This is a genomic window from Alteromonas sp. ALT199, from assembly GCF_018619335.1.
GTDB lineage: Bacteria > Pseudomonadota > Gammaproteobacteria > Enterobacterales > Alteromonadaceae > Alteromonas.
The window spans coordinates 1-21,052 of the sequence record NZ_JAHHDX010000113.1 but is presented as its reverse complement, the minus strand read 5'-3'; the positions used below and the strand labels follow the sequence as shown (position 1 = coordinate 21,052).

Sequence of the window (21,052 nt, the reverse complement as noted above, 5' to 3'; positions counted from 1 at the left end):
TTTTTTTTACAAGAAGAAGTCGGCAATATTGTTTCTCTTTTTTCGGGTGGGCCGGGATTTTTTAATAAGAGAAATTTTAAATTTATTAAAAAAAAATCCCCGCCGATGGCGGGTATTCATTTTGTGTTCTGTCTAACTATTTCAGATATGGGAAGACTATACTCTAACTACTGAATCTCGTTTCACTACGGTAGGGGTATACTTAAAAGTTAGGCCTTCTTCTGGTTTACTTCCCGACGCGTACTTTAATGCTAACTCTGCAGCTTTTGCTGCCATCATTTCTACCGGATAACGCAGAGTAGTTAATTTAGGTCGACAGTATTTGGCTAGCAGTACATCATCGTAGCCCATCACGGAAACTTGTTCGGGAACGGAAATACCGTGGTCCTGCAGCATGGTCATTGCACCGGATGCCATCGCATCGTTATAAGCTAATACTGCGGTGAATTTTGCGCCTGTGGCTAGCAAGTTTTGCATGGCTAGTTCGCCCCCTTCTTGATCAGGCGTGGCGTACTCAATCATGCTCTCAGGTAGGCTTAGCTTTGCGCTATCGATAGCGTTTCTAATCCCCTCCAGACGATGATTCGGATCGTCGATGCGGTACTGGCTGCTTATTACCGCCACATGTTTATGCCCTTGATTAATGGCATATTCTGCCATTAGCCGACCACCGGTCACGTTATCAAGCCATACACAGCGGTTCGCTATTTCTGGGATGTATCGGTTAATTAGAACAAAGCCTGGTACCTGGCTTGCAAAGCCAATCAAGGTCTTATCATCAAGGGCTTTGCTGTGCACTACCATGGCTTCAACACGGTGTTCTAATAAGGTTTCAATGGCACGAAGTTCTGTTTCTTTTTCAATCGACCCAGCGCTTAGTAGAATTTGAACGTTATTTTTGCGCGTTATTGATTCAACACCATGGGCTAACATTGCGAAAAATGGATCGTGCAGTTCAGCAATAACCACACCCAATGAGGCACTGCGTTTAGTTACAAGAGCCCGCGCATTTGCGTTGGGACGGTATCCCATTTCTTCCATGATTTTTTTAACGCGCTGTCGAGTATCGTTGCCTACTTTTGGGCCATTATTGATGACTCTAGATACTGTGGCTAACGAAACGCCAGCAGCTTGGGCTATATCTTTTATTGTTGCCATTTTCTCTTTAACTTTGTTTTGTAATACGTTGAAGTCCTTAAGACCTGATTGGCATAGCGTACATTATATTTACATAAAAAGGTAAAATTCTCTCCTTACGTAGCATAGCGGCCAACCTTAGGTAACTGATAAAAGTATCAAGTGGTTTTACCATATCTAGTTCTTCGCTAAACCCCTGTCAAAAAGAACGGAAAACGTATAACCTTTTAGCAATTTTAAATCCTCTACCGATTCTAAAACTTTGCAGGCGAGCACGATAAATTGCCCGAGCTTAATTAAACGAGCTCCCGATAAGGTAAAATAATTGTTATGAAAATAAACGTATCTACATTTGGTGAAGTAAGCGGCAAAGCTGTTAATGCTTTTACTTTAAGTAATGATAACGGCATGTCAGTCACCTTGCTCAACTATGGCGGTATTATCAAGGAACTCTATTTTCCCAATGCGAAGGGCGAATTGATTAGCTGCGTTCAAACCTTTGATACGTTGCAGGGCTATATCGATGACCCTAGCTATCGCGGTGCAATTGTAGGGCGCTACGCTAATAGAATAGGGAATGGCACATTTACTCTAAACGGCAAAGAGTACACGCTAGATAAAAACGGCGGGGAGCATAATCTGCACGGGGGCGATGCCGGTTTTCACAAAAAATTATGGCAAGCCAGCACCCAGGAATCCAGCGATAGTGCCAGCGTAACATTCACCTTATTTAGTCCAGACGGCGAGGGTGGCTTTCCAGGCAATGTTAATGTTGAGGCGTGCTATACACTTAATCAGGAAAATGAGTTAACGCTTGTAATCAAAGCAACGACAGATCAAGAAACACCACTTAGTTTCACACAGCACGCCTATTTTACGCTAAGCAATGATGACAAAGTGGGTAATACGCTGCTACATATCGAGGCGAAAAAGGTGACAGACGCTGATAGCACGTTATTACCAACAGGGGATTTAGTTGAAGTCGCTGATTCACCCTTTGATTTCACTTCATTTAGTGCAATCAAGGAAAGGGCTGAACAAGACAATTCACATCCGCTGTTTGACCGAGTAGGTGGCTACGACCACAACTATGTGCTTCAAGTAGCTTCTTCGAGTATCCCACAAGCTACAGTTAAAGCGCCCGATACTGGCGTTACGATGGAATTATACACTAGCCTTCCCGGGCTTCAGTTTTATACGGGGAGCCTGCGAGAAGATGAGCAGCTTGGCGCCCTATGTTTAGAGCCTCAGCATTTTCCTGATGCACCGAACAAGCCATCGTTTCCGAACTGTTTCGTAAAGCCGGGCGAAACCTACGAAGAAACGATTCGATATAAGTTCAGCGCTGAGTAAATTCATCGAGGGACTAAAAGAAAATTAATTGTTACTAATTTAACAATTAATTTTCTTTGTTAGTTAATTGATAAACAGCATAGCTTGCTATATTATTGCTAGGGTAAACGTTTAACCCCTAAGTGTTATGCAAAAGCGTTATGTGAAAGCGCTATGCTAGAGCTTAACCAGTCTATTCAGAGAGAGTGATTATGGGAACCCCTTTCGACCCAACCAATGATCCGCATCGCCGTTTTAACCCATTGTTGGGCGAGTGGGTGCTAGTATCGCCACATCGTGCTAAGCGTCCTTGGCAGGGGGCTTCTGAAGAGCCAAATAACGAACAAAAGCCGTCTTACGACCCTACTTGTTACCTGTGCCCAACTAACACACGGGTAAACGGTGAGGTTAATCCAGACTATAAAGGGACATTCGTTTTTCAAAACGATTTTGCAGCTCTAAAACAAGATACAGAGCAGGCTAGCGAGAAAAAAGGCCTGTTCCAATTTGAAACAGAGCAAGGCTGTAGTCGCGTTATTTGTTTTTCACCTGATCACAGCAAAACACTACCTGAGCTTACTGACGAAGAACGGGTAGATGTGGTTAACACGTGGAAAGAACAAACCGCTGAACTAGGTGAAAGCTATCGTTGGGTACAGGTTTTTGAAAACAAAGGCTCAATGATGGGGTGTTCAAACCCTCACCCACATGGTCAGGTATGGGCGCAGCAGCACATCCCCACAGACCCGGCAAAAAAACTAGTACAGCTGAAGCAGTACTTTGGTGAAAACAACGCACCTATGTTGTTAGATTACGCTGAGCAAGAAGTTATTAAGCAAGAGCGCGTAGTATGCCAAAACGACGATTGGGTGGTTGTGGTTCCATATTGGGCTGCATGGCCATTTGAAACGCTATTACTGCCCCGTTTTAATGTTCAATCTTTGCATAAGCTATCTGACTCGCAATCGTTTTCACTTGCCAAAATTATTGGTGAAATAACGGCGAAATACGACAATTTATTTGAAACGTCTTTCCCATATTCAATGGGTTGGCATAGTGCGCCATTTGATAATGAAGACCACCCAGAGTGGACGCTACATGCACATTTCTTCCCGCCGCTATTGCGCTCAGCAAGCGTACGTAAGTTTATGGTTGGATATGAAATGATGGCCGAAGCACAACGAGATTTGACCCCTGAACAGGCGGCATACAGATTAAAAGCACTGCCTACGGTGCACTACAAGCAACGTGAGAATACTAATGGATAACCAAGTACTTTCTTCTAAATTTGAAGCGCATTACGGCAACGAGCCAACGCTAATAGCACACGCCCCTGGCCGAGTGAACATCATTGGTGAGCACACCGATTATAACGAAGGCTTCGTCTTTCCGGCTGCTATCAACTTTGGTACTTGGGTTGCGGCAACTAAACGCGACGATAATGACATTCTGGTTACTGCTATGGATTACGAGAATCAGCAGAACCAGTTCTCATTGTCAGACATTAATTACGACGAGGAACAAGGTTGGGCAAACTATGTTCGCGGCGTAGTGAAAGTACTAAAAGAGGCTATGCCAGATTTTGGTGGCGCAAATTTGCTGGTAACGGGTAATGTTCCACAAGGTGCCGGTTTAAGCTCTTCAGCGTCTTTTGAAGTGGCAATACTGAAAGCCTTAAGCGCATTGTATGAATTGCCTCTTGATGGTGTGCAAGCTGCGCTATTAGGTCAAAAAGCAGAAAACACTTTCGTAGGCTGTTCGTGCGGAATCATGGATCAGTTAATCTCAGCCATGGGCAACGAAGGTATGGCAATGTTGCTTGATTGCCAGTCGTTAGCCATTGAGCATTCACCGCTTCCAGATTCGCACCAAATTGTGATCATTAACTCGAATGTAAAACGTGGTTTGGTAGACAGCGAGTATAACTTGCGTCGCCAGCAGTGTGAGCAAGGTGCATCGCTACTGGGTGTTTCATCGTTGCGCGAAGCAACCATGGAGATGCTAGAAGAAGCCAAAGCACATATGCCTGAAGTAGTTTATCGCCGTGCGAAACATATTATTACTGAAAACGCGCGTACTTTAGCTGCAAGTCAGGCGTTAAAGTCTGGTGATATTGAAACGGTAAGTAACGCTATGGCGCAGTCTCACGTTTCTATGCGTGACGATTTCGAAATTACCGTACGCCCAATTGATTACTTGGTTGAGATCATCGGTGAAGTACTTGGTAAATCTGGTGGTGTTCGTATGACGGGCGGTGGTTTTGGTGGCTGCGTTGTTGCGCTTGCCCCCACCGACAAAGTTGATGCTGTTAAGCAAGTGGTGGCAGATAAGTACTTTGACGAAACGGGCTACCATGCAGACATCTACGTATGCACTGCAACACAAGGCGCATTTGCCTAAAGATACATCAGCAGGAACAAAGATTTTAGGTACAGAACGCTCCCTTTTCTAAACAATCCTATTCGCTAGAATTGTTTGTGTCCCTTAAGCCGCTACCATAGGTAGCGGCTTTTTTTTTACAAAAGTGCATATTTCTTGTTAAAAAAAATCAACAAAGTGTGTTACTAATACTACCCGCAATAACACGAAGCGTGTATCGGTGGTTTTCTGACCGGTTGACGGTTTATCGTAAAATGCGAAACGCGTTTTCATACGCGACACTGGTGTGGCAAAAACCAATACAATAATAAAAACAATTTTTCACCTGTGTACCCTGCATAATAATCGCCGCACCCAAAATAAAAACTTTGGGAAAAATTATGAAATTAGCATCAATAGATATCACTTTGTTCGTGATATACGTCGTCGCGCTTGTCACAATAGCGTGGTGGGTTTCTCGTGAAAAGCAGGGACACCAGAAAGACACAAACGATTATTTTTTAGCAGGCTCAAGCTTGCCATGGTGGGCCATTGGCGCATCATTAATTGCAGCCAATATTTCCGCCGAACAAATTATTGGTATGTCTGGATCAGGCTATCAATTGGGCCTTGCTATAGCGTCGTATGAATGGATGGCCGCCATTACGCTGCTTATAGTGGGCAAATTCTTTTTACCTATCTTTTTAAAGCATAAAATATACACCATGCCTCAATTCTTAGAGCAGCGGTATGATCATCGCGTGCGCAAAGTAATGGCAATATTCTGGCTAGGCGTTTATGTATTTGTAAACCTTACTGCAGTTCTGTGGCTGGGTGCTCTGGCTATTAACACTATTGCCGGAGTCGATATGGTTTACGGTATGATGTTTTTAGGTCTTTTCTCGCTAGCCTACTCACTTTACGGCGGCCTGAAGGCGGTAGCGTTAACCGACATTATTCAAGTGGTGCTGTTAGTTATTGGCGGGTTATTCCTATCGTATACCGCATTAAACCTAATCAGTGATGGAAACGGTGTTATTCAGGGTTTTGTCGATTTAACCAATAAACTACCTGAAAAATTCGACATGATTTTATCAAAAGACAACCCGCACTATATGGACTTGCCGGGCATTTCTGTACTGGTCGGCGGTATGTGGATAATGAACCTGTCGTACTGGGGCTTTAACCAGTACATTATTCAGCGTACTTTGGCGGCAAAAAGTGTGCAAGAAGCCCAAAAAGGTATCGCGTTTGCGGCATTCCTTAAGTTACTTATGCCGTTAATTGTGGTGTTGCCTGGCATAGCTGCGGTACTCATTGTGCCTGACCTAGCTAAGCCTGACCAAGCTTATCCAAGCTTGATGACGCTAATGCCTGTTGGCCTTAAAGGTATTATCTTCGCCGCGCTTGTGGCGGCGATTGTCTCATCACTAGCCTCAATGACAAACAGTGTGTCCACTATCTTTACTATGGATCTTTATAAAGATAAGCGCCCTAACGAGTCGCAGCAACATTACGTAAAAGTAGGTCGGATCGTAAGCTTGATAGCGCTTATCATAGCAATGGTTGTGGCTAAACCACTTTTAGGCAATTTCGATCAAGCATTCCAATACATTCAAGAGTTTACCGGTTTCTTTACACCAGGTATCTGCGCGCTGTTCGTTTTGGGTATGTTCTGGAAGAAAACCACAGCAAACGGTGGCCTATTAGCCGCCTTAGGTTCATTTTTATTAAGCATTGTGTTTAGACAGTTCTGGCCTGAACTGCCGTTTATCGACCGTGTTGGGCTCGTATTCCTGCTTTGTGTTGCTTTAGCTGTGGTTGTTTCTCTGCTAGAGAAGAAAGGCATTAGTGAAAACGCGGTTGATCTAAATGAACTGCAGTTCAAAACCACAAGCGGATTTAACGTAGCGTCAATCGCGGTGATAATAATTACCGCAGCGTTTTATACCACGTGGTGGTAGTAGGGCAAAGAGGGCGTTTTTTACAATAACGCCCCTACTAGGCTCTGCTCAAAACAACGCGAAAGTTCAGAAGACGCTGACAATAAATTTTGTTAAGTTCTAGAATGTGTTGCAGTTAGTAACGTAAAGGTGAGGCGAAAAACTTCAAATTTTCCCAATAAAATACGATATACTAACCGGCTAATATTCGATGAACTTTCGCGCTTGCTGATGTCTTACTTAATGAAGAGTTATACAGCAAGCCACTAAAAACGTTACAGGAGACATCAATGGCAACGAAAGGCGTTAATAAGGTTATTCTTGTTGGAAACCTTGGCAATGATCCTGAAGTTAGATACATGCCTAACGGAAACGCCGTTGCGAACTTAAGCCTAGCAACTAGCGAAAGCTGGAAAGACCAACAGGGTCAGGTTCAAGAGCGCACTGAGTGGCACCGCCTTACAATGTACCGTCGCTTAGCAGAAATTGCCGGAGAGTACCTGAAAAAGGGCTCGCAGATTTACGTTGAAGGTAAATTGCAAACGCGTAAGTGGCAAGATCAGCAAGGCCAGGATAAGTACACTACTGAAATTATCGTAGACCAAATGCAAATGCTTGGCGGTCGCGGCGGTGATGGTGGTGGCGGTAACGGTGGTTATCAGCGTCCTCAAAACAACCAAGGTGGTTACAATCAAGCACCAGCGCAGGGCGGCTATAACCAAGCGGCACAGCAAGGCGGTGGTCAACAAGGTGGTTATAATCAAAACCAAGGTGGCGGCTACAATCAAGCGCCTCAAGGTGGCAACCAAGGTCAGCCAAAGAACCCGCCAATGGCTGAGCCAGACTTTGATTTCGACGACGATATTCCGTTCTGACTTTCACTTAAGACATGATTTTGTAAATAGTTTCATATAAGCCCTCTTCCTGAGGGCTTTTTTTGAGCTCAGTTTGCTCATTTGTGAGATTGATGCTCGTCTTTCTATCATTAGATATTTTAAAATTGCGCCATCATTGCTAAGCATATTTCATCAAATAAACGCTTTTAGATAACCTTAACTAGTGCACTTTGCTTTAAGCAGTAGTCAGCAGGCCTAATTGCTTAAAGGATTGAGTGGTGTCAAAAGTTACAATCTTCATCGTTTTTCTTTTACTATATCTCAAGAGCAACATGTTATTCGCTCAAACAGAGAGTGAATGTAAAGGAAGTAGCTGTTTTACTCAAAAGCCTATAGTGGTCTGGTTGCGGCCACCTGAGCTAGGTATTGAAACTAGTGGAGTCAGTATTACTTCGGGGCCGGTTTATGATGTTATGGCTTACCTTGCTACTCACCTAAATAGTTATCAACATCAATTTGAAGCCTATCCGGTTAAACGTGCATGGTCGCTAGTGCGGCACGAGCAATCCACTAAAAGAGTATATTGCTTTTATGGCGCTGCGTACCAAGAGGAAAGGACCGAGTGGGGGAACTTTTCTCAACCCACTTCTATTAATTTACCGATGCTTACTGTTGCCAGAAAACCGCTTTTGCATAGCATTGACAACAAGGTAGACAATACTGAGTCGAACCCAGTAAAAAACTATTTTGAGTCTATTTCGATACAGAGACTGCTTCAGCAAAACTTAACAACAGTACTCTATAGCGACGTAACCAATGCTTACGCCGATGCAGTTGAACGATGGGCTACTCGCTATAACGTTTTGCGCTTAAATAGCTTAGGAAAAGACCTAGGAATGCACACCATTGCATTATTAAAGAGCGGCCGAATAGACTTTGGCTATGTAGGTCATCGAGAGCTTTCTACCTTGTCTGAAGAAGAACTGAGTGCGCTTTACATCTATCAAGTAAGTGAGTTGTCGAAACAGTTAAGAGGAACCAAGCGTTTGCTTTGTTCCAAGAGTGAATTAGGTATTAATGTAACCAATGACTTGAACCATGCACTAACACGTATTTACTCTTCGCCTTCGAATAGCCAAACTTTCAGAGATATTAATTTTGCGGCGGATGGATATCCATCATTTCTAAAGCCACTCTTCGATGAAAGGTGGCACCGATACGTGTCTAAAAAATAAACTTCGGGTAATACCTTTTACCATTTTCTTTCAATTTGGCGCTAATAAAAATAACGCAGAACACTTGCACTTGAAGTAGGGAAGAATACGAGATATCTCAACCGCTTTTACGTTCATTCTCATTGTTAAAATAAGGCCTGTGGCCCTTATTTTTATTACCCTTTCTTATGTTTCCTAATCACCAATAATAATACTGTTTGGCTTGTGTGATAGTTGCAACGAGGTATTATGAATTTGCCTTTAAATAACGAGAAAATCATCATAAATTATGAAAACGTTATCCCTACTTGCTAGTGCGATCGCTTTGGTTTCAGCAACCACCATCGTTTCACCTACAGTATCAGCTGCTCAAAAGCTGTATAAGCCTTTTCCTGCCGACGTGATGCCGTCGCTCAGTGAGAAAGGTACACATACAGTTGGCGTAAAAACTATTGAAGCCACTTATCCTGAAAAAGTGAAAGATATCGCCGGAAATGATGTCGAGCGCAAATTGACGCTAGAGGTTTGGTATCCAGCTTCAAGTGTTGCTGACACGGCAACGTATGTGAATGAAACACGAAGTGGTCAAGTATTTGAAATTGAAGGCGATGCAAGTCGCAATGCGCCTATTGCTGCAGCAGAATCTGATTACCCTGTGGTGGTTATATCTCACGGCTATACTGGTTATCGTACGCTTATGTATTATTTAGGTGAACACCTAGCGTCTCATGGTTATGTTGTAGCATCTATCGACCACACAGATTCTACGAATAAAGATGTTAATTTTGCAGAAAACCCGTATTCAGGCTTCCCAAGCACGCTACTAAATCGCTCTCGCGACCAGGTTTTTACCCTAATTAGTATTAGCGAGCATGACTTTTTTAAAGCGAGCGTTGATGCAAGTAAAGCAGGGGTGATTGGGTACTCCATGGGAGGCTATGGTGCGGTAAGTACAGTCGGTGGTTGTTATGCATTTAACGATCAAACAGCAGCAACCTTTACCGGTACACAAGACCCTAAAGTGGCAGCTCTTATCAAAGACGCACTAAATACTTGCGCAGGTGGCGAAGAAAGTAGCAAGGATGTGCTGCCAGCTTGGAAAGCAGCGTTAGCGCTTGCCCCATGGGGCGGGCAACATCAGCTCTTTGACGTTGAATCACTGAACAATATCAAGGTACCTGTTCTTTATGTGGCGGGTGATAACGACGATATTTCTGGTTACGATGGTATTAAATGGTTATTCGAAAATACCGGCAGTGAAAGCTCTAAGCTACTTACCGTTAAAAATGCGCGTCATAACGTAGCGCCTCACCCCGCCCCAAAAGAAGCCTATGGCAGCGAGTTTGATTTGGGCAGCTACATTGAGCCTGCGTGGGAAGTGCAAAAGCTTAATGCCATTAACGAGCACTTCGCGTTAGCGCTGATGAACTGTCACGTGAAAGGTTTAAAAGATGATTGTGAATACCTGAACGTGAGTGGCAGTAGTGCTCAAGTACCCGTAGACGGTAAGAAGCCAGAGCCTTGGAAGGGATTCGACGACCGATGGGCATTGGGTCTAGAGATAGACAGTAAATAACAGTTTGAAAAGGGTGCTTCGGCATCCTTTTTTAATTTTGTTACATATTTATTTTCTATCGTGACGCATAGTGGCGTAATGTAAGACTGCTTCTACCAATCCTTGATAGTAAAAAGTGCTCTAGAGCGGCATTTCGGATTACTTTATAAAACAAACCATAAGGAAGTGAAAATGCGTAAATCTACTGTGTCAGCACTATACGCCTGTTCTATTTTGTTGATGCCATCAGCGGCTATTACCCAAAGCTATGCAGCAACACAAAGCGTTGTTACAGCAAGCGCCGATGATATAGCGACGCTAAAGGCCTACTTCAAGCAAGGCGACTTTAATTACGTTGTAGAATCCCTCAAAACCGTTGAAGGCAAATCGCCAGAGCAACACAACATGCTTATTTCTGCCCTAATGAACATAGATTTAGATGATGCCGAGGAGGCAGCAGAGCAGTTTATTCAGGATTACAGTGATAACTATAAGGCTTACCATACACACGCCAGCGTAATGGGAGCCCAAGCCTCAAGTAGTATATTTTCAGCCCTAGGCTATGCGAAAAAAGCAAAGAAGAGCTTGGAAAAAGCAGTGGAAATAGCCCCAGAAGAGGTTGCTGTTTACCAAGCCTTAATGCAGTTTCACTTAATGGCTCCGTCTATTGCTGGAGGGGACATGGATGAAGCAACGACGCTTGCGCAAACAATTTCAAAACTAGATGCTACCGAAGGTCAGTTCGCTTTAGCTAAGGTTTATTTGGAAAAAGATGAACAGGCAGAAGCAGAGGTGATTTTTGCCTCTTTAATTGAAGATGACAGCACCCAAATTCGCGCTAGGGTTGAGCTAGGTAGTTTCTATTTCGGTAATGAGCAGTACGCTGCATCTTACGACACTTTGTTGCCGTTATCAGATACAGATGTGACCGCAGTTTCCAAAGCAGATACTGAGGCTTGGGATACTTATCAAAAGCGTAAAGCCAGTCTTATGTATGGAAAGTATCGCTTAGGGCAAGTTGCTGTTGAAAGTGGCGAGTACACAACTTCAGGTATAAACGCGCTAAAAAGCTATTTGGAGGACTACCAGGTTGCGACCATTGATACTGAAGGTCTACCAACAGCTAATTGGGCTCAGCTACGCTTAGCTGAACTTCTTCTTAATGCAGATAAAGTTAATGAAGCGCAAAACGTTGTTGAGGCAATAAAAGAAGAGCAAGATGAACGTTTTGCTAAGACACTTAAAAAAATTAAAAAGGCACTAAAAAAGCGAGCGGCGGTGTAATACCGCATAGCTCGCTTAATTGTATTTTCTGTACCCAGCGCTCAGGAGGCCACAGCGATTTAAAAGCCACAGCGCTTAAAAAGCTACAGGGCTTTAACAGTATAAATCAGCGCTGTTTGTGGGAAGAGTACCGGCAGCTGCATGCCGTATTTCATTAACACTTCACCACTGAATACTTGCCCTTCAGTTTGTTGCAAGATTGAGGGTGTGTATTCTTTTAGCTTTTCAGGCCACACACGCTCAATGGTGTATTGCTTGTTAGCATCAAGCCCTGCGAAGTAGAAACGGTTAGGCGTAGTGCGTACGGTTTCTGTAACACTGTTATATGCAAAAATACCTTCCTGCTTGTCTTTCGACACATAACCAAATTTCACATTCATGCCGTCATCATCCATGCGGAATAGGTCGCCGCCGTGGGTGATATGACGATATTTTTTATAAAGCGAAATGGCGTCGGTTAGCACGCTTTTCTCGTGGTCTGTCAGTTCACGTGGGTCCATTTCTATGCCCATATGACCAAACAAAGCGACTGCTGAACGAATTTCTATAGGCAGGTTACGACCCGTAATATGACAGTCACGCGGGCCTACGTGGGCGCCCATTACTTCAGATGGGAAGAAGTAAGAGCAACCGCGCTGAATATACAAACGGTCTAGTGCATCGTTAGAGTCTGATGTCCAGAATCGGTCTGTATGTGGCAAAATGCCTAAATCAACACGTCCGCCACCTGAGCAGCAGCTTTCAATCTCAATGCCTGGTTTAGCGGCTTTTACGCGGTCGATCAAGCCGTAAAGCGCTGCCATTTGGCCGTGCATTGCCGGTTTGCCTTGAAGGTTACCTGGATGATTTACATCGCGGTTCATGTCCCATTTGATGTAGCTTATTTTTGGATAGGCCTTTAGTACATCAGTAATAACTTTATACAGGTACTCAACCACTTCAGGGTTGGTCAAATCTAAAACGTATTGGTTTCTAAATGGCACATGAGGGTTGTTTTCAGTTTGAAGTGCCCATTCAGGATGCGCGCGATACAAGTCGCTATCTGGGTTAACCATTTCTGGCTCAAACCAAATGCCGAATTCCATACCAAGACCAGTAACATGATCAATTAGCCCATCTAGTCCTTCAGGATAAATAGCTTCATCTACAAACCAATCACCCAGCCCGGCTTTATCGTTTCTGCGACCTTTGAACCAACCATCATCTAATACAAAACGCTCAATGCCTAACGGCGCTACCTTGTCTGCCAAAGCTTTAAGTTCGTCTTCATTATGATCGAAATAAATGCCTTCCCACGTGTTGTAGTGAACTGGGCGAGGCTTAGACTCAGCGCTGTGGTTTAGCACATTGCTACGAATGAAATTGTGGAACTGCTGCGATAGTGAAGAAAAACCTTCACAGCCATAGCCGGTATAAAGCATTGGCGATGTGTAGCTTTCCCCGGCATCAAGTACCACTTCCCCCGGAAACAGTAATTCACCGAATTGAACATAGCTTCTACCATCAGCCATTAGTTCGGCGCGAAGTTTGTGGTTTGCTGAAGCGCCAAGGTGGTAACCAAAACACTCACCGTTAAGCTCGCCTGTCCCTTCAGGGAATGCAATTAAACCGGGAAAAGTGTCGTGAGACGTTTTACCGCGACGGTTTTCACGTACATAGCTGCCAAAGAATAGGTCGTGATCTTTGGTTTGGAATTCAGCAGACCAACGACCTTCGAATGTTTTGATTTTACTAACCGTTGTAGGAAGTGGAAGGCTAGCAGCATTTAGGTAATTGAGGTTCAGCGTACTGCTGCCGGTGTTTTCTACACGAGAAACATATTTGGCAACACTGGTGTCGGTATCAAGCTCTACACTTGTGATAAGGCGCATACCGCGGTGTGCATCTTCAGCAATGAAGGCAACCGATTGACCGTCATGGTTTATCTCCACTAGGCTAAAGCCTGCAGACCACTGGTCAGCATTACCAGAGATTTCAAGACCTGGCTGACCTGTCCAACCTTCACCATGGGTAGGTACTAGCGTAATTGGTGGCTCTATTACCGGCGCACATTTAGCTTCTTGGCGTGTATTTAAAACGCTTAGCATTTCAGGCGTTGTGCTGTCACTTAATGGCGCACCATAGTAAATGACTTTGGGCATACGACCCTGACAGTCGAATATCAGTGTGGCTTTTTCATTCGACAGGCGAACGAATTTAGAAAGTGACGACATAAAAACCTCGGCGTTAATAAAACGTAAATTTTGTGGTGAAGCTATTCATTTACAACGTATTGTGTGTTTTTGCACAGCATACTTTTGCATATTAAATCACGTTCACTATACCTATTCTACATTTTTAGGGTAAACGTTTAACTTTCAATGTTAGTCTGCATTTCAAAGGAAATGAAGTCTGACCAATCTAAACAAAATTTCATTGAAATAATATGTTAAAAACAAAAAAGGATGTCAAAAGACATCCTTTTTCTACATGTTACTAATTTGTTAGGCTTCTTTTTTATAAAGCTCTAACGAGAACTCTGCTTTTTGATTAAACACTACGCGGTTAACTATAAGCGCGAAGGCGATACAACCAATGAGAGTAGCAAACATCAAATGGATGTAATGAAGTCCGAATGGGGCGTACAGAGGTGATGCTTCAAAGCTCATTAATGCGTAAATGGAGACGCCGAACAGTACCGCGCCAATGGCCGCGAAAGCATGTACGTTTCTAAACAGTAAACCAACGATAAATACCGAAAGAATAGGCATACTTAATAGGCCATAAAGCTTTTGAACCAAGTTAATAATACTATCAGCTTGTTGGTATACAGGGATTAGCGCAAGCGATACTAGGCACAATAAAACCGTAACGTAGCCGCTTAGCTTAGGTACGTTAGGTGTTTTGTTGATATAGCTTTCGTGAATGTCGCACACGTAAAGTGCAGTAGCCGAGTTTAGGTTACTGTTAAACGTGGTTAACACAGCAGCTGCCATAGCCGCAGCGAATACGCCAGAAAGCCAATCAGGCAATACCGTTGCAACAATTTTTCCGTAAGCACTATCACCAATATCACCAAATAGCTTATACGAAACAATACCCGGAATAACGATAATGGCAGGCACAATCAGCAAGCGAATGCCGGCTGCAGCAAATACACCTTTTTGCGCCTCTTTTAACGAAGGTGCAGCCATAGCGCGCTGTGTAATTACTTGGTTAGTACCCCAGTAAAACATCTGAATGAAGATCATACCGGTAAGTAGAGTGTGCCAAGGGATAGGAGAATCGTTATCGCCAATTAGCGTAAGTCGTTCTTGCGGAATGCCATCAAAGTTATAATCGATGGCTTGAAGCGCTAGAATAACCACCAATACGGCCATGGTTAATAGAAGCACGCCCGAATAGGTATCAGACACGGCTACCGCACGAAGACCGCCGAAGATCGCATATAGGGCACCAACGATAACGAAGATAACTGCAATGTACATAAGCGGCAGTTCAACGTTAAACATAGACTGCATGAACAAAGAGCCAGAATAGATTACCGCTGGGCAGAAGATCAGTGCACTACCTGCGAAAAAGAGCGCACTGATTACTGCACGAATGTGCTTATCGTGATAGCGCTGCTCAAGAAGCTCTGTGGTGGTTGTACACTTGAACTTGTAATACACAGGCAAAAATACTTTTGCCAGAACGAATAAGCCAACAACGGCTGCTAGTTCCCATAGGGCTAACAAGGCCATTTGGTTACCATTCATACCTACTAACTGATCGGTACTTAAGTTGGTAAGGGTGATACTACCTGCAACGAAATACCAAGCTAGGCCACCGCCTGCGAGGAAGTACTCGCGATTTTGATTTTGTGCATTTCTGTTTTGGCCTCGGCAACTTAAATAGGTAAGAAAACCAATTAAAGCAGTCACAAAGACAAAAACAGACACCTGAATAGTGCTGGAAAACATGTTTTACTCCTAAGGTGCAGTTATGACTTGCTGGTTTCGAACTTGATGTTGTTAACAGCGCGACCAGGGAACTTAGTGTTGTGAAGGCGAATAACGCGGTTCACTTGGAAGATTGAGCTGAGAATACTGAAAAGCACATTCAACAATCCCTTTTGATTGAGGCTTGCAAGCTCTTCACCGGTGAGGGCCTGTAAGCGCTGCTCGCTAACGGTAGCTAGGCCACCTACTCGTTGATTAGTGTTGTCTTTATATTCGATAATCAAATCAACAGCATGGATGAGTCCCATTTCGCTAAGCTGGTTTAACATGGCAGCGGTTTGTTGCATGGCATTAACCCGCTCTTCAAGCAGCTTCTTTTTGTTATCTAAATAAGCGGTAGGACGTTTAGACTCTAAAAAAAGTGCCTCGCCCGTTTGTGAAGATACGGCAGGAGATTCAACATCAACAAGAACTTCCTGCTGCTGAGATCCCTCATTTATACGAGTGACGAAAGGCAGAGTGCGCAGGCTAAGCGGTGCGTAGTGGCCTAACCAAGTACCTTTTGTCTCAAATACATTTTCTTGCGGCGCTAGACCGCATAGGGCAGAGATAGTCCAATATTTTGCATCTGATGACTTACTAAAAAATAGAGGAAACTCACTAGCAGCCTGAACTGCCTCTTTAATTTCAACATTAACTAAATGGAATTTAGAATAAGTTGTAGCTAGCTTGCTCTCATCAATAGCAATATCGCTGTGAGTCTCAGCCGATAAGGTTTCAAATTTTGGCATATTATAGTTCTCGTTAGCTTGCCAACCACTGCTCAATGTAATCGCGGTGATTAGGTAAGCTGCTTAGTTTCTGCTGCGTGATTAGCTGATTTTGTTGAATCACTTTATCAGCTAAGTCACGTTCGTTGTAGAAATGAGATTGCAAAGAAAAGTCTGGAGAAAATCCCATTCCGTATAACACATACTGATAGCTGGCGGCAGGAAATAGCTCTATTGCCGCTGAAAAATCAGCAATTTGGGGGCCGCGATACTTCCAAATTTCCAAATCTTCTTTCAAAGAGTCGGGGATAGAAGACGCATCGCGATTGGCAACCCAGTAAGGTTCACTGCGTTGATTGAAAATATAATGGAGTTTCAAAAAGTCGATAATTCGCTGCCAGCGATAATTCATTTGTTTGTTAAAGCGCTGGCTGACTATAGGCATAGCCGAGGCGGGAAGCGGCATTTGCTCTGCAATATAACGTGCTGAAATCTCAATAAGCATAAGGGCTGTTGCCTCTAATGGCTCTACAAACCCTGCGGAAAGACCGACACCAATGCAGTTGCCTTTCCAAATACGCTTCTTATAACCAGAGTTAAAGCGAATTGTGCGCGCTTTTAAGTCACCGTGCTCGTCACCTACGTACTGACGCAATACTTCTTCCGCCCGTTCGTCGGTAGTAAAATCGGTCGAGTAAACATGGCCTACACCTCTTCGAGAAGACAAACCAATATCCCAAATCCAGCCTGCTTCTTGAGCTGTTGCTTGGGTATAGGGCTTAATTTCAAAATCTTCTTCGTGGGGTACATGAAGGGCAAGGGCAGAGTTATTAAATAGTACGTCATCGGTAGAAATAACGCTTTCACCGAGTGTTTCGCCAAGCAATAGTGAGCGAAAACCAGAACAGTCGACAAATAAATCGGCGTCTAAAACCATACCGTTGTTAAGGGTAACATTTTCGATATGTTCGCTTGAGGTTGCAGCTACGCTTTGTACAGTGGCAACAATGTGCTTAACGCCTAACTCCGTCTTACAAAAATCCCTTAACATGTCGGCAAATGCACCAGCATCTAAATGGTAAGCGTAGTTCGATTGCGCGCTACTGTATTCTTGCTCGCTAAGTGTGCGAGGCGCCATATTGCGTTCACACACATGCTGCTGAAAGTTAGTGGCATTCGCAAAGTTTGCTACATCACCCACATAAGGAGCCATCTCAACACGGCCATAACCTAGCGGAACCGTGAACGGGTGGTAATAAGAATCGCCATTTCCCTTCACCCAGCTTACAAATTTGCCGCCCTGCTTGAATGCGGCACTGCAGCGTCTAAATACTTCTTTTTCAGATAGGCCAATGTCTTTCAGCGTGTTACGCATCGTTGGCCAGGTTCCTTCACCTACGCCTACGGTGGGAATGTCACTGGATTCGACTAGAGTGATGTCTAAGCCACATTCACCCATTGCTACCTTGTGTTTAGCAGCGACAATGGCGGCAGTAAGCCAGCCAGCGGTTCCGCCACCTACAATGACAATACGCTGTTTTTGAGATGTATTAGATGAATGGTTCATGAAACGACACTGCTTAAATGGAATAATGACTGTTTTCTACATTTATCCATAAACGTACTCGTTTTGCCAATAGGCTTATGGATAAATGGCAGGGTTTTACCCCTGCCAAAACACACACACAAACTTTAGAATGAGCCTCGGATACCTACAGAGTAGCGAGCACCATTGTCTTCAATTGAGTATATTTGGTCTGGGAAGCGGCCTACTTGTGTAAGCTCTTCTTCAGTCACGTTAATACCTTCAACAAATACCGTAAGATGTTCGTTGATGTCGTAACTTGCACTTACATCCCACTGACCGTAGGTTTCAGTAGTAATTGGCTCGCCTGTCGCGCCGCCAACTTCAGTGTTATCTAGTGCAAATAGGAACGACTCACGGTTATTAAACGCTACACGAGCCTGGAACGCATCGCGCTCGTAGAACACGATAAGGTTTTGTGAATCACCAAGACCTGCCAGTGCAAACGTCTGCGCTGTATCGCCAGATACTTCCGCATCACTGTTAACTACAGTTGCGTTAGCGGTTACACCAAAGCCGTTATCCCATACGTGGGTAATAGCTACTTCGTAACCATTAACCGTCGCTGTTTCGCCGTTTTGAGGGCGAGTAACGGTATAAACCTCGTTTGCACCATTAAGCTCTTCTGTTTCTGCAACAACGTCTCTGTCTGGGTTTTGCGCATCTAGTGAAACACCTGGAGCACAGTCTGCAGCAGTACAGCGGAAGTCAGGACCAACTCGGTCTGTCATGGCGAAAGTTTCATCGCCTGAAAGGGTTACGATAAAGTCTTCAACATCTTTACTGAATACCGCAAACGAGAATACTGAGTCGTCGCTGTAGTACCATTCAAACGATAGGTCCCAGTTTTCAGCGCTAAACGGCTTAAGGTTAGGGTTACCACCGCTTGCCTGAAGGTTTTGACGACGAGGTTCACCAAATGTCGTTGCTGGAGACATCTGAGACATAGTAGGGCGTGTCAAAGAGTCGTAGCGAGAGAAACGTACAATCATATCTTCTTGTACTTCTAACTTAACGTTTAAGCTAGGTAGAAGGTTAGAATAAGATGTTGTGCCAGTAATGTCGTTTGCTGGTGCAAATACGTTAGAGAATAACGTAAGGTCCGTTGTTGGGACTACATCAGATATAAACGCTTGTACCGCAGAAACTGCTACGCTTGTTTCTTCATAACGTGCGCCAAAGTTCATGGTTAGTGGCATATCACCGATGTCATAACCAAACTCGAACTGTGCATAAAGTGCGGTTACGTCTTCTTCGATATTATAGTAGTTAGGCTGAAGTGTTGGTACTACTGGCGCACCTTGAGCAGCAAGGTAGTCCAGGTATGCATCGCCATCGTACGTATACCAAGTGTCAATTAGGCCACTAAAGAAGTTGTTCGCAGTGAATGGGCGGATATTCAGTTCATCGATTGGCGCTTCTGTACTATAGCCACAGAATGCACATTGTGACGCAAACTCTTGGAAAACGAACTTTTCACGCTCTGAACGCAAGATACCGAAATCAACTTTACGGAAAACGTCAGAATCAGCGAGATAAGTGAAATCTGCTTTGTACTCTGTTACTTCGTCTTCTGACGCAACAACGTTACCTAGATCATTATAGTGAAGACGGTTAAGAGAAATATCTGGAAGCGAACCGTTGCCAAAACCATCGTGAATTACAGTAGGTGTACCACCTGTGCTGTCAAACTCGTAGTTATTGATAATACCGACAACATTAAAACGACCTTCGCCAGCAATATCGTTTTCCGCTTCAGAAGTTGAAACATCGAAGGTTGCTGAAAGGGCGTCAGTTACTTGCCAATCAACGTTTAAGCCGAACCCTTTGTTAGTTACATCACGTACACCACGGGTTGATGATACGAAATCAGATGCTGGGTTACCGCTACCTTGGTGCAGGTCAATTTCTTGGGTAAATTGTAACGCTGTGCCGAACTCAGAAATAGTTGCAGAGCCTACGCGATCTGGTTCAAACCATGACGCAAGGTCAGTAACCTGTGAATCAACTTCAAACTTAGATACGAAACCGTCTAATGTGATAGTGACATCGTCAGATGGCGCAAACTGCGCAACAAGTGACGCGTTAGTACGGGTTCTATCTTGTTGGTCGACAACTTGGTCCCAGTTACGTGGAAGGTAAACATCTGATGCAATTACACCATCGTTTCTGTTCGATAGCGTTAGACCAGGACGCCAGCCCGCTGTCTGGATTCGGTTAACTTGAACTTGACGCTCTTGATGAGATACCGCAAGTAGCAAACCAAATTTATCGTCAGCAAATGTGTTGCTAACTAAGAAAGAAGCTTGTGGAGACGTTTCTTCTGAAAGGGTTTCATAAACACCTTTTACGCTTCCTACTGCTTGGAAACCGTCATAGTCGAATGGGCGAGCAGTAGATACGTTGATGGTAGAGCCGATGCCACCAGATTGAAGGTTGGCAACGCCACTTTTGTAAATACTTGCGCCAGTAATCTGGTCTGCAGCTAATACGTCGAAGTTAAACGCACGGCCAGCATCGTCGGTAGCCATTTGGCGCCCGTTTACAAGTACGGTGTTAAACTGTGGGCCGAAACCACGCACTGTAACTTTTTGGCCTTCACCACCGTTACGGTCGATAGAAACACCAGTGATACGCTGAAGTGATTCTGCCACGTTTAGGTCAGGGAACTTACCTAAATCTTCCGCTGCGATACCGTCTGAAACAGCGAGGTTTTCTTTCTTATCAGACATTGCTCTTTTCAAACTGCTTACAATGCCGCGAACTTCAATAACTTCAACAGGTGCATCGTTTACACTCTGAGTGTCAGCATCTTGAGAAAATGCTACCGGTGCGTGTAGGGCAGAGGCGATAGCAACACCTAAAAGTGAGCGTTTCGCAATTGGGCCTAACTGTGATGTGTTAATTTTATGTGTCACTGTGTTTTCTCCGTGAGTAGGCTACGTTTTAACGTACTTTGCACTTAAATTACGTTTTTAGTATGTGCGGATCAAGCTTATTAACATTACTTTTACACATTTAACGTTATATTTTCTCTGTTATTATTTGTAACTTTATGAAAAATATAGTGTTTATGTTTTAAGGTAAAAGGTGAAACGTTTACCTTAAATCTAATACT

The 21,052-nt window shown here is 43.9% G+C and carries 14 protein-coding genes; 8 read left to right on the top strand and 6 right to left on the bottom strand.

Annotated features, from left to right (window positions below; genetic code table 11):
- Window positions 1-156: 156 nt before the first annotated feature.
- Window positions 157-1,158: a LacI family DNA-binding transcriptional regulator gene (locus tag KL866_RS12115; protein WP_118490661.1), complete on the bottom strand. Its 1,002-nt coding sequence runs from the start codon at window positions 1,156-1,158 to the stop codon at window positions 157-159.
- 309 nt (window positions 1,159-1,467) lie between these two features.
- On the opposite strand from KL866_RS12115, the gene KL866_RS12110 reads away from it, so the two are divergent.
- The 8 genes from KL866_RS12110 (at window position 1,468) to KL866_RS12075 (ending at window position 11,659) form a co-directional block, all read left to right on the top strand.
- Window positions 1,468-2,490 carry an aldose epimerase family protein gene (locus KL866_RS12110; protein WP_214995236.1) on the top strand — a complete coding sequence of 341 codons (1,023 nt, stop codon included), beginning with the start codon at window positions 1,468-1,470 and terminating at the stop codon, window positions 2,488-2,490.
- Between the two features lie 191 nt (window positions 2,491-2,681).
- The gene (locus KL866_RS12105) at window positions 2,682-3,737 is read left to right on the top strand and encodes a UDP-glucose--hexose-1-phosphate uridylyltransferase (protein ID WP_214995234.1); all 1,056 of its coding nucleotides are present in this window, start codon (window positions 2,682-2,684) and stop codon (window positions 3,735-3,737) included.
- Window positions 3,730-4,869, top strand: coding sequence for a galactokinase (gene galK / locus KL866_RS12100; RefSeq protein ID WP_214995233.1), 1,140 nt, complete (start codon window positions 3,730-3,732; stop codon window positions 4,867-4,869). Before KL866_RS12105 ends, galK begins: the two co-directional genes overlap by 8 nt.
- A 359-nt stretch (window positions 4,870-5,228) precedes the next feature.
- A complete protein-coding gene (locus KL866_RS12095) occupies window positions 5,229-6,791 on the top strand; it encodes a sodium/sugar symporter (protein ID WP_214995231.1) in 1,563 nt (520 codons plus the stop codon).
- A gap of 269 nt (window positions 6,792-7,060) precedes the next feature.
- Entirely contained in the window at window positions 7,061-7,645 is a 585-nt protein-coding gene (locus KL866_RS12090; protein ID WP_214995229.1) for a single-stranded DNA-binding protein, read from the top strand.
- Between the two features lie 293 nt (window positions 7,646-7,938).
- Complete coding sequence (locus KL866_RS12085) at window positions 7,939-8,841, top strand: hypothetical protein (protein ID WP_155852463.1); 903 nt, start codon at window positions 7,939-7,941, stop codon at window positions 8,839-8,841.
- Between the two features lie 268 nt (window positions 8,842-9,109).
- The gene (locus KL866_RS12080; RefSeq protein ID WP_025256939.1) at window positions 9,110-10,396 is read left to right on the top strand and encodes an acetylhydrolase; all 1,287 of its coding nucleotides are present in this window, start codon (window positions 9,110-9,112) and stop codon (window positions 10,394-10,396) included.
- A 171-nt stretch (window positions 10,397-10,567) separates the two neighbouring features.
- Window positions 10,568-11,659 carry a lipopolysaccharide assembly protein LapB gene (locus KL866_RS12075; protein WP_251140006.1) on the top strand — a complete coding sequence of 364 codons (1,092 nt, stop codon included), beginning with the start codon at window positions 10,568-10,570 and terminating at the stop codon, window positions 11,657-11,659.
- A gap of 83 nt (window positions 11,660-11,742) precedes the next feature.
- On the opposite strand, the gene KL866_RS12070 is transcribed toward KL866_RS12075, so the two are convergent.
- The 5 genes from KL866_RS12070 to KL866_RS12050 form a co-directional block, all read right to left on the bottom strand.
- The gene (locus tag KL866_RS12070) at window positions 11,743-13,872 is read right to left on the bottom strand and encodes an alpha-galactosidase (protein WP_214995226.1); all 2,130 of its coding nucleotides are present in this window, start codon (window positions 13,870-13,872) and stop codon (window positions 11,743-11,745) included.
- A gap of 270 nt (window positions 13,873-14,142) precedes the next feature.
- Window positions 14,143-15,600: an SLC5 family protein gene (locus KL866_RS12065; protein ID WP_025256936.1), complete on the bottom strand. Its 1,458-nt coding sequence runs from the start codon at window positions 15,598-15,600 to the stop codon at window positions 14,143-14,145.
- Window positions 15,601-15,620: 20 nt separating this feature from the next.
- Window positions 15,621-16,370, bottom strand: coding sequence for a SapC family protein (locus KL866_RS12060; protein ID WP_034325359.1), 750 nt, complete (start codon window positions 16,368-16,370; stop codon window positions 15,621-15,623).
- Window positions 16,371-16,383: 13 nt separating this feature from the next.
- Window positions 16,384-17,916 (bottom strand): tryptophan halogenase family protein, encoded by a 1,533-nt coding sequence (locus KL866_RS12055; RefSeq protein ID WP_025256934.1) that lies wholly within the window; start codon window positions 17,914-17,916, stop codon window positions 16,384-16,386.
- Window positions 17,917-18,041: 125 nt separating this feature from the next.
- On the bottom strand, window positions 18,042-20,852 hold the full coding sequence (locus tag KL866_RS12050; RefSeq protein WP_409173985.1) for a TonB-dependent receptor: 2,811 nt from the start codon (window positions 20,850-20,852) through the stop codon (window positions 18,042-18,044).
- Between the last annotated feature and the right edge of the window lie 200 nt (window positions 20,853-21,052).

Excerpts from the sequence above, each read along its gene's own strand:
- KL866_RS12065 (WP_025256936.1), bottom strand. The coding sequence starts at position 15,600 with ATGTTTTCCAGCACTATTCAGGTGTCTGTTTTTGTCTTTGTGACTGCT.
- KL866_RS12060 (WP_034325359.1), bottom strand. The coding sequence starts at position 16,370 with ATGCCAAAATTTGAAACCTTATCGGCTGAGACTCACAGCGATATTGCT.
- KL866_RS12105 (WP_214995234.1), top strand. The coding sequence starts at position 2,682 with ATGGGAACCCCTTTCGACCCAACCAATGATCCGCATCGCCGTTTTAAC.
- KL866_RS12080 (WP_025256939.1), top strand. The coding sequence starts at position 9,110 with ATGAAAACGTTATCCCTACTTGCTAGTGCGATCGCTTTGGTTTCAGCA.
- KL866_RS12075 (WP_251140006.1), top strand. The coding sequence starts at position 10,568 with ATGCGTAAATCTACTGTGTCAGCACTATACGCCTGTTCTATTTTGTTG.
- KL866_RS12095 (WP_214995231.1), top strand. The coding sequence starts at position 5,229 with ATGAAATTAGCATCAATAGATATCACTTTGTTCGTGATATACGTCGTC.
- galK (WP_214995233.1), top strand. The coding sequence starts at position 3,730 with ATGGATAACCAAGTACTTTCTTCTAAATTTGAAGCGCATTACGGCAAC.
- KL866_RS12090 (WP_214995229.1), top strand. The coding sequence starts at position 7,061 with ATGGCAACGAAAGGCGTTAATAAGGTTATTCTTGTTGGAAACCTTGGC.
- KL866_RS12115 (WP_118490661.1), bottom strand. The coding sequence starts at position 1,158 with ATGGCAACAATAAAAGATATAGCCCAAGCTGCTGGCGTTTCGTTAGCC.
- KL866_RS12055 (WP_025256934.1), bottom strand. The coding sequence starts at position 17,916 with ATGAACCATTCATCTAATACATCTCAAAAACAGCGTATTGTCATTGTA.
- KL866_RS12070 (WP_214995226.1), bottom strand. The coding sequence starts at position 13,872 with ATGTCGTCACTTTCTAAATTCGTTCGCCTGTCGAATGAAAAAGCCACA.
- KL866_RS12085 (WP_155852463.1), top strand. The coding sequence starts at position 7,939 with ATGTTATTCGCTCAAACAGAGAGTGAATGTAAAGGAAGTAGCTGTTTT.
- KL866_RS12110 (WP_214995236.1), top strand. The coding sequence starts at position 1,468 with ATGAAAATAAACGTATCTACATTTGGTGAAGTAAGCGGCAAAGCTGTT.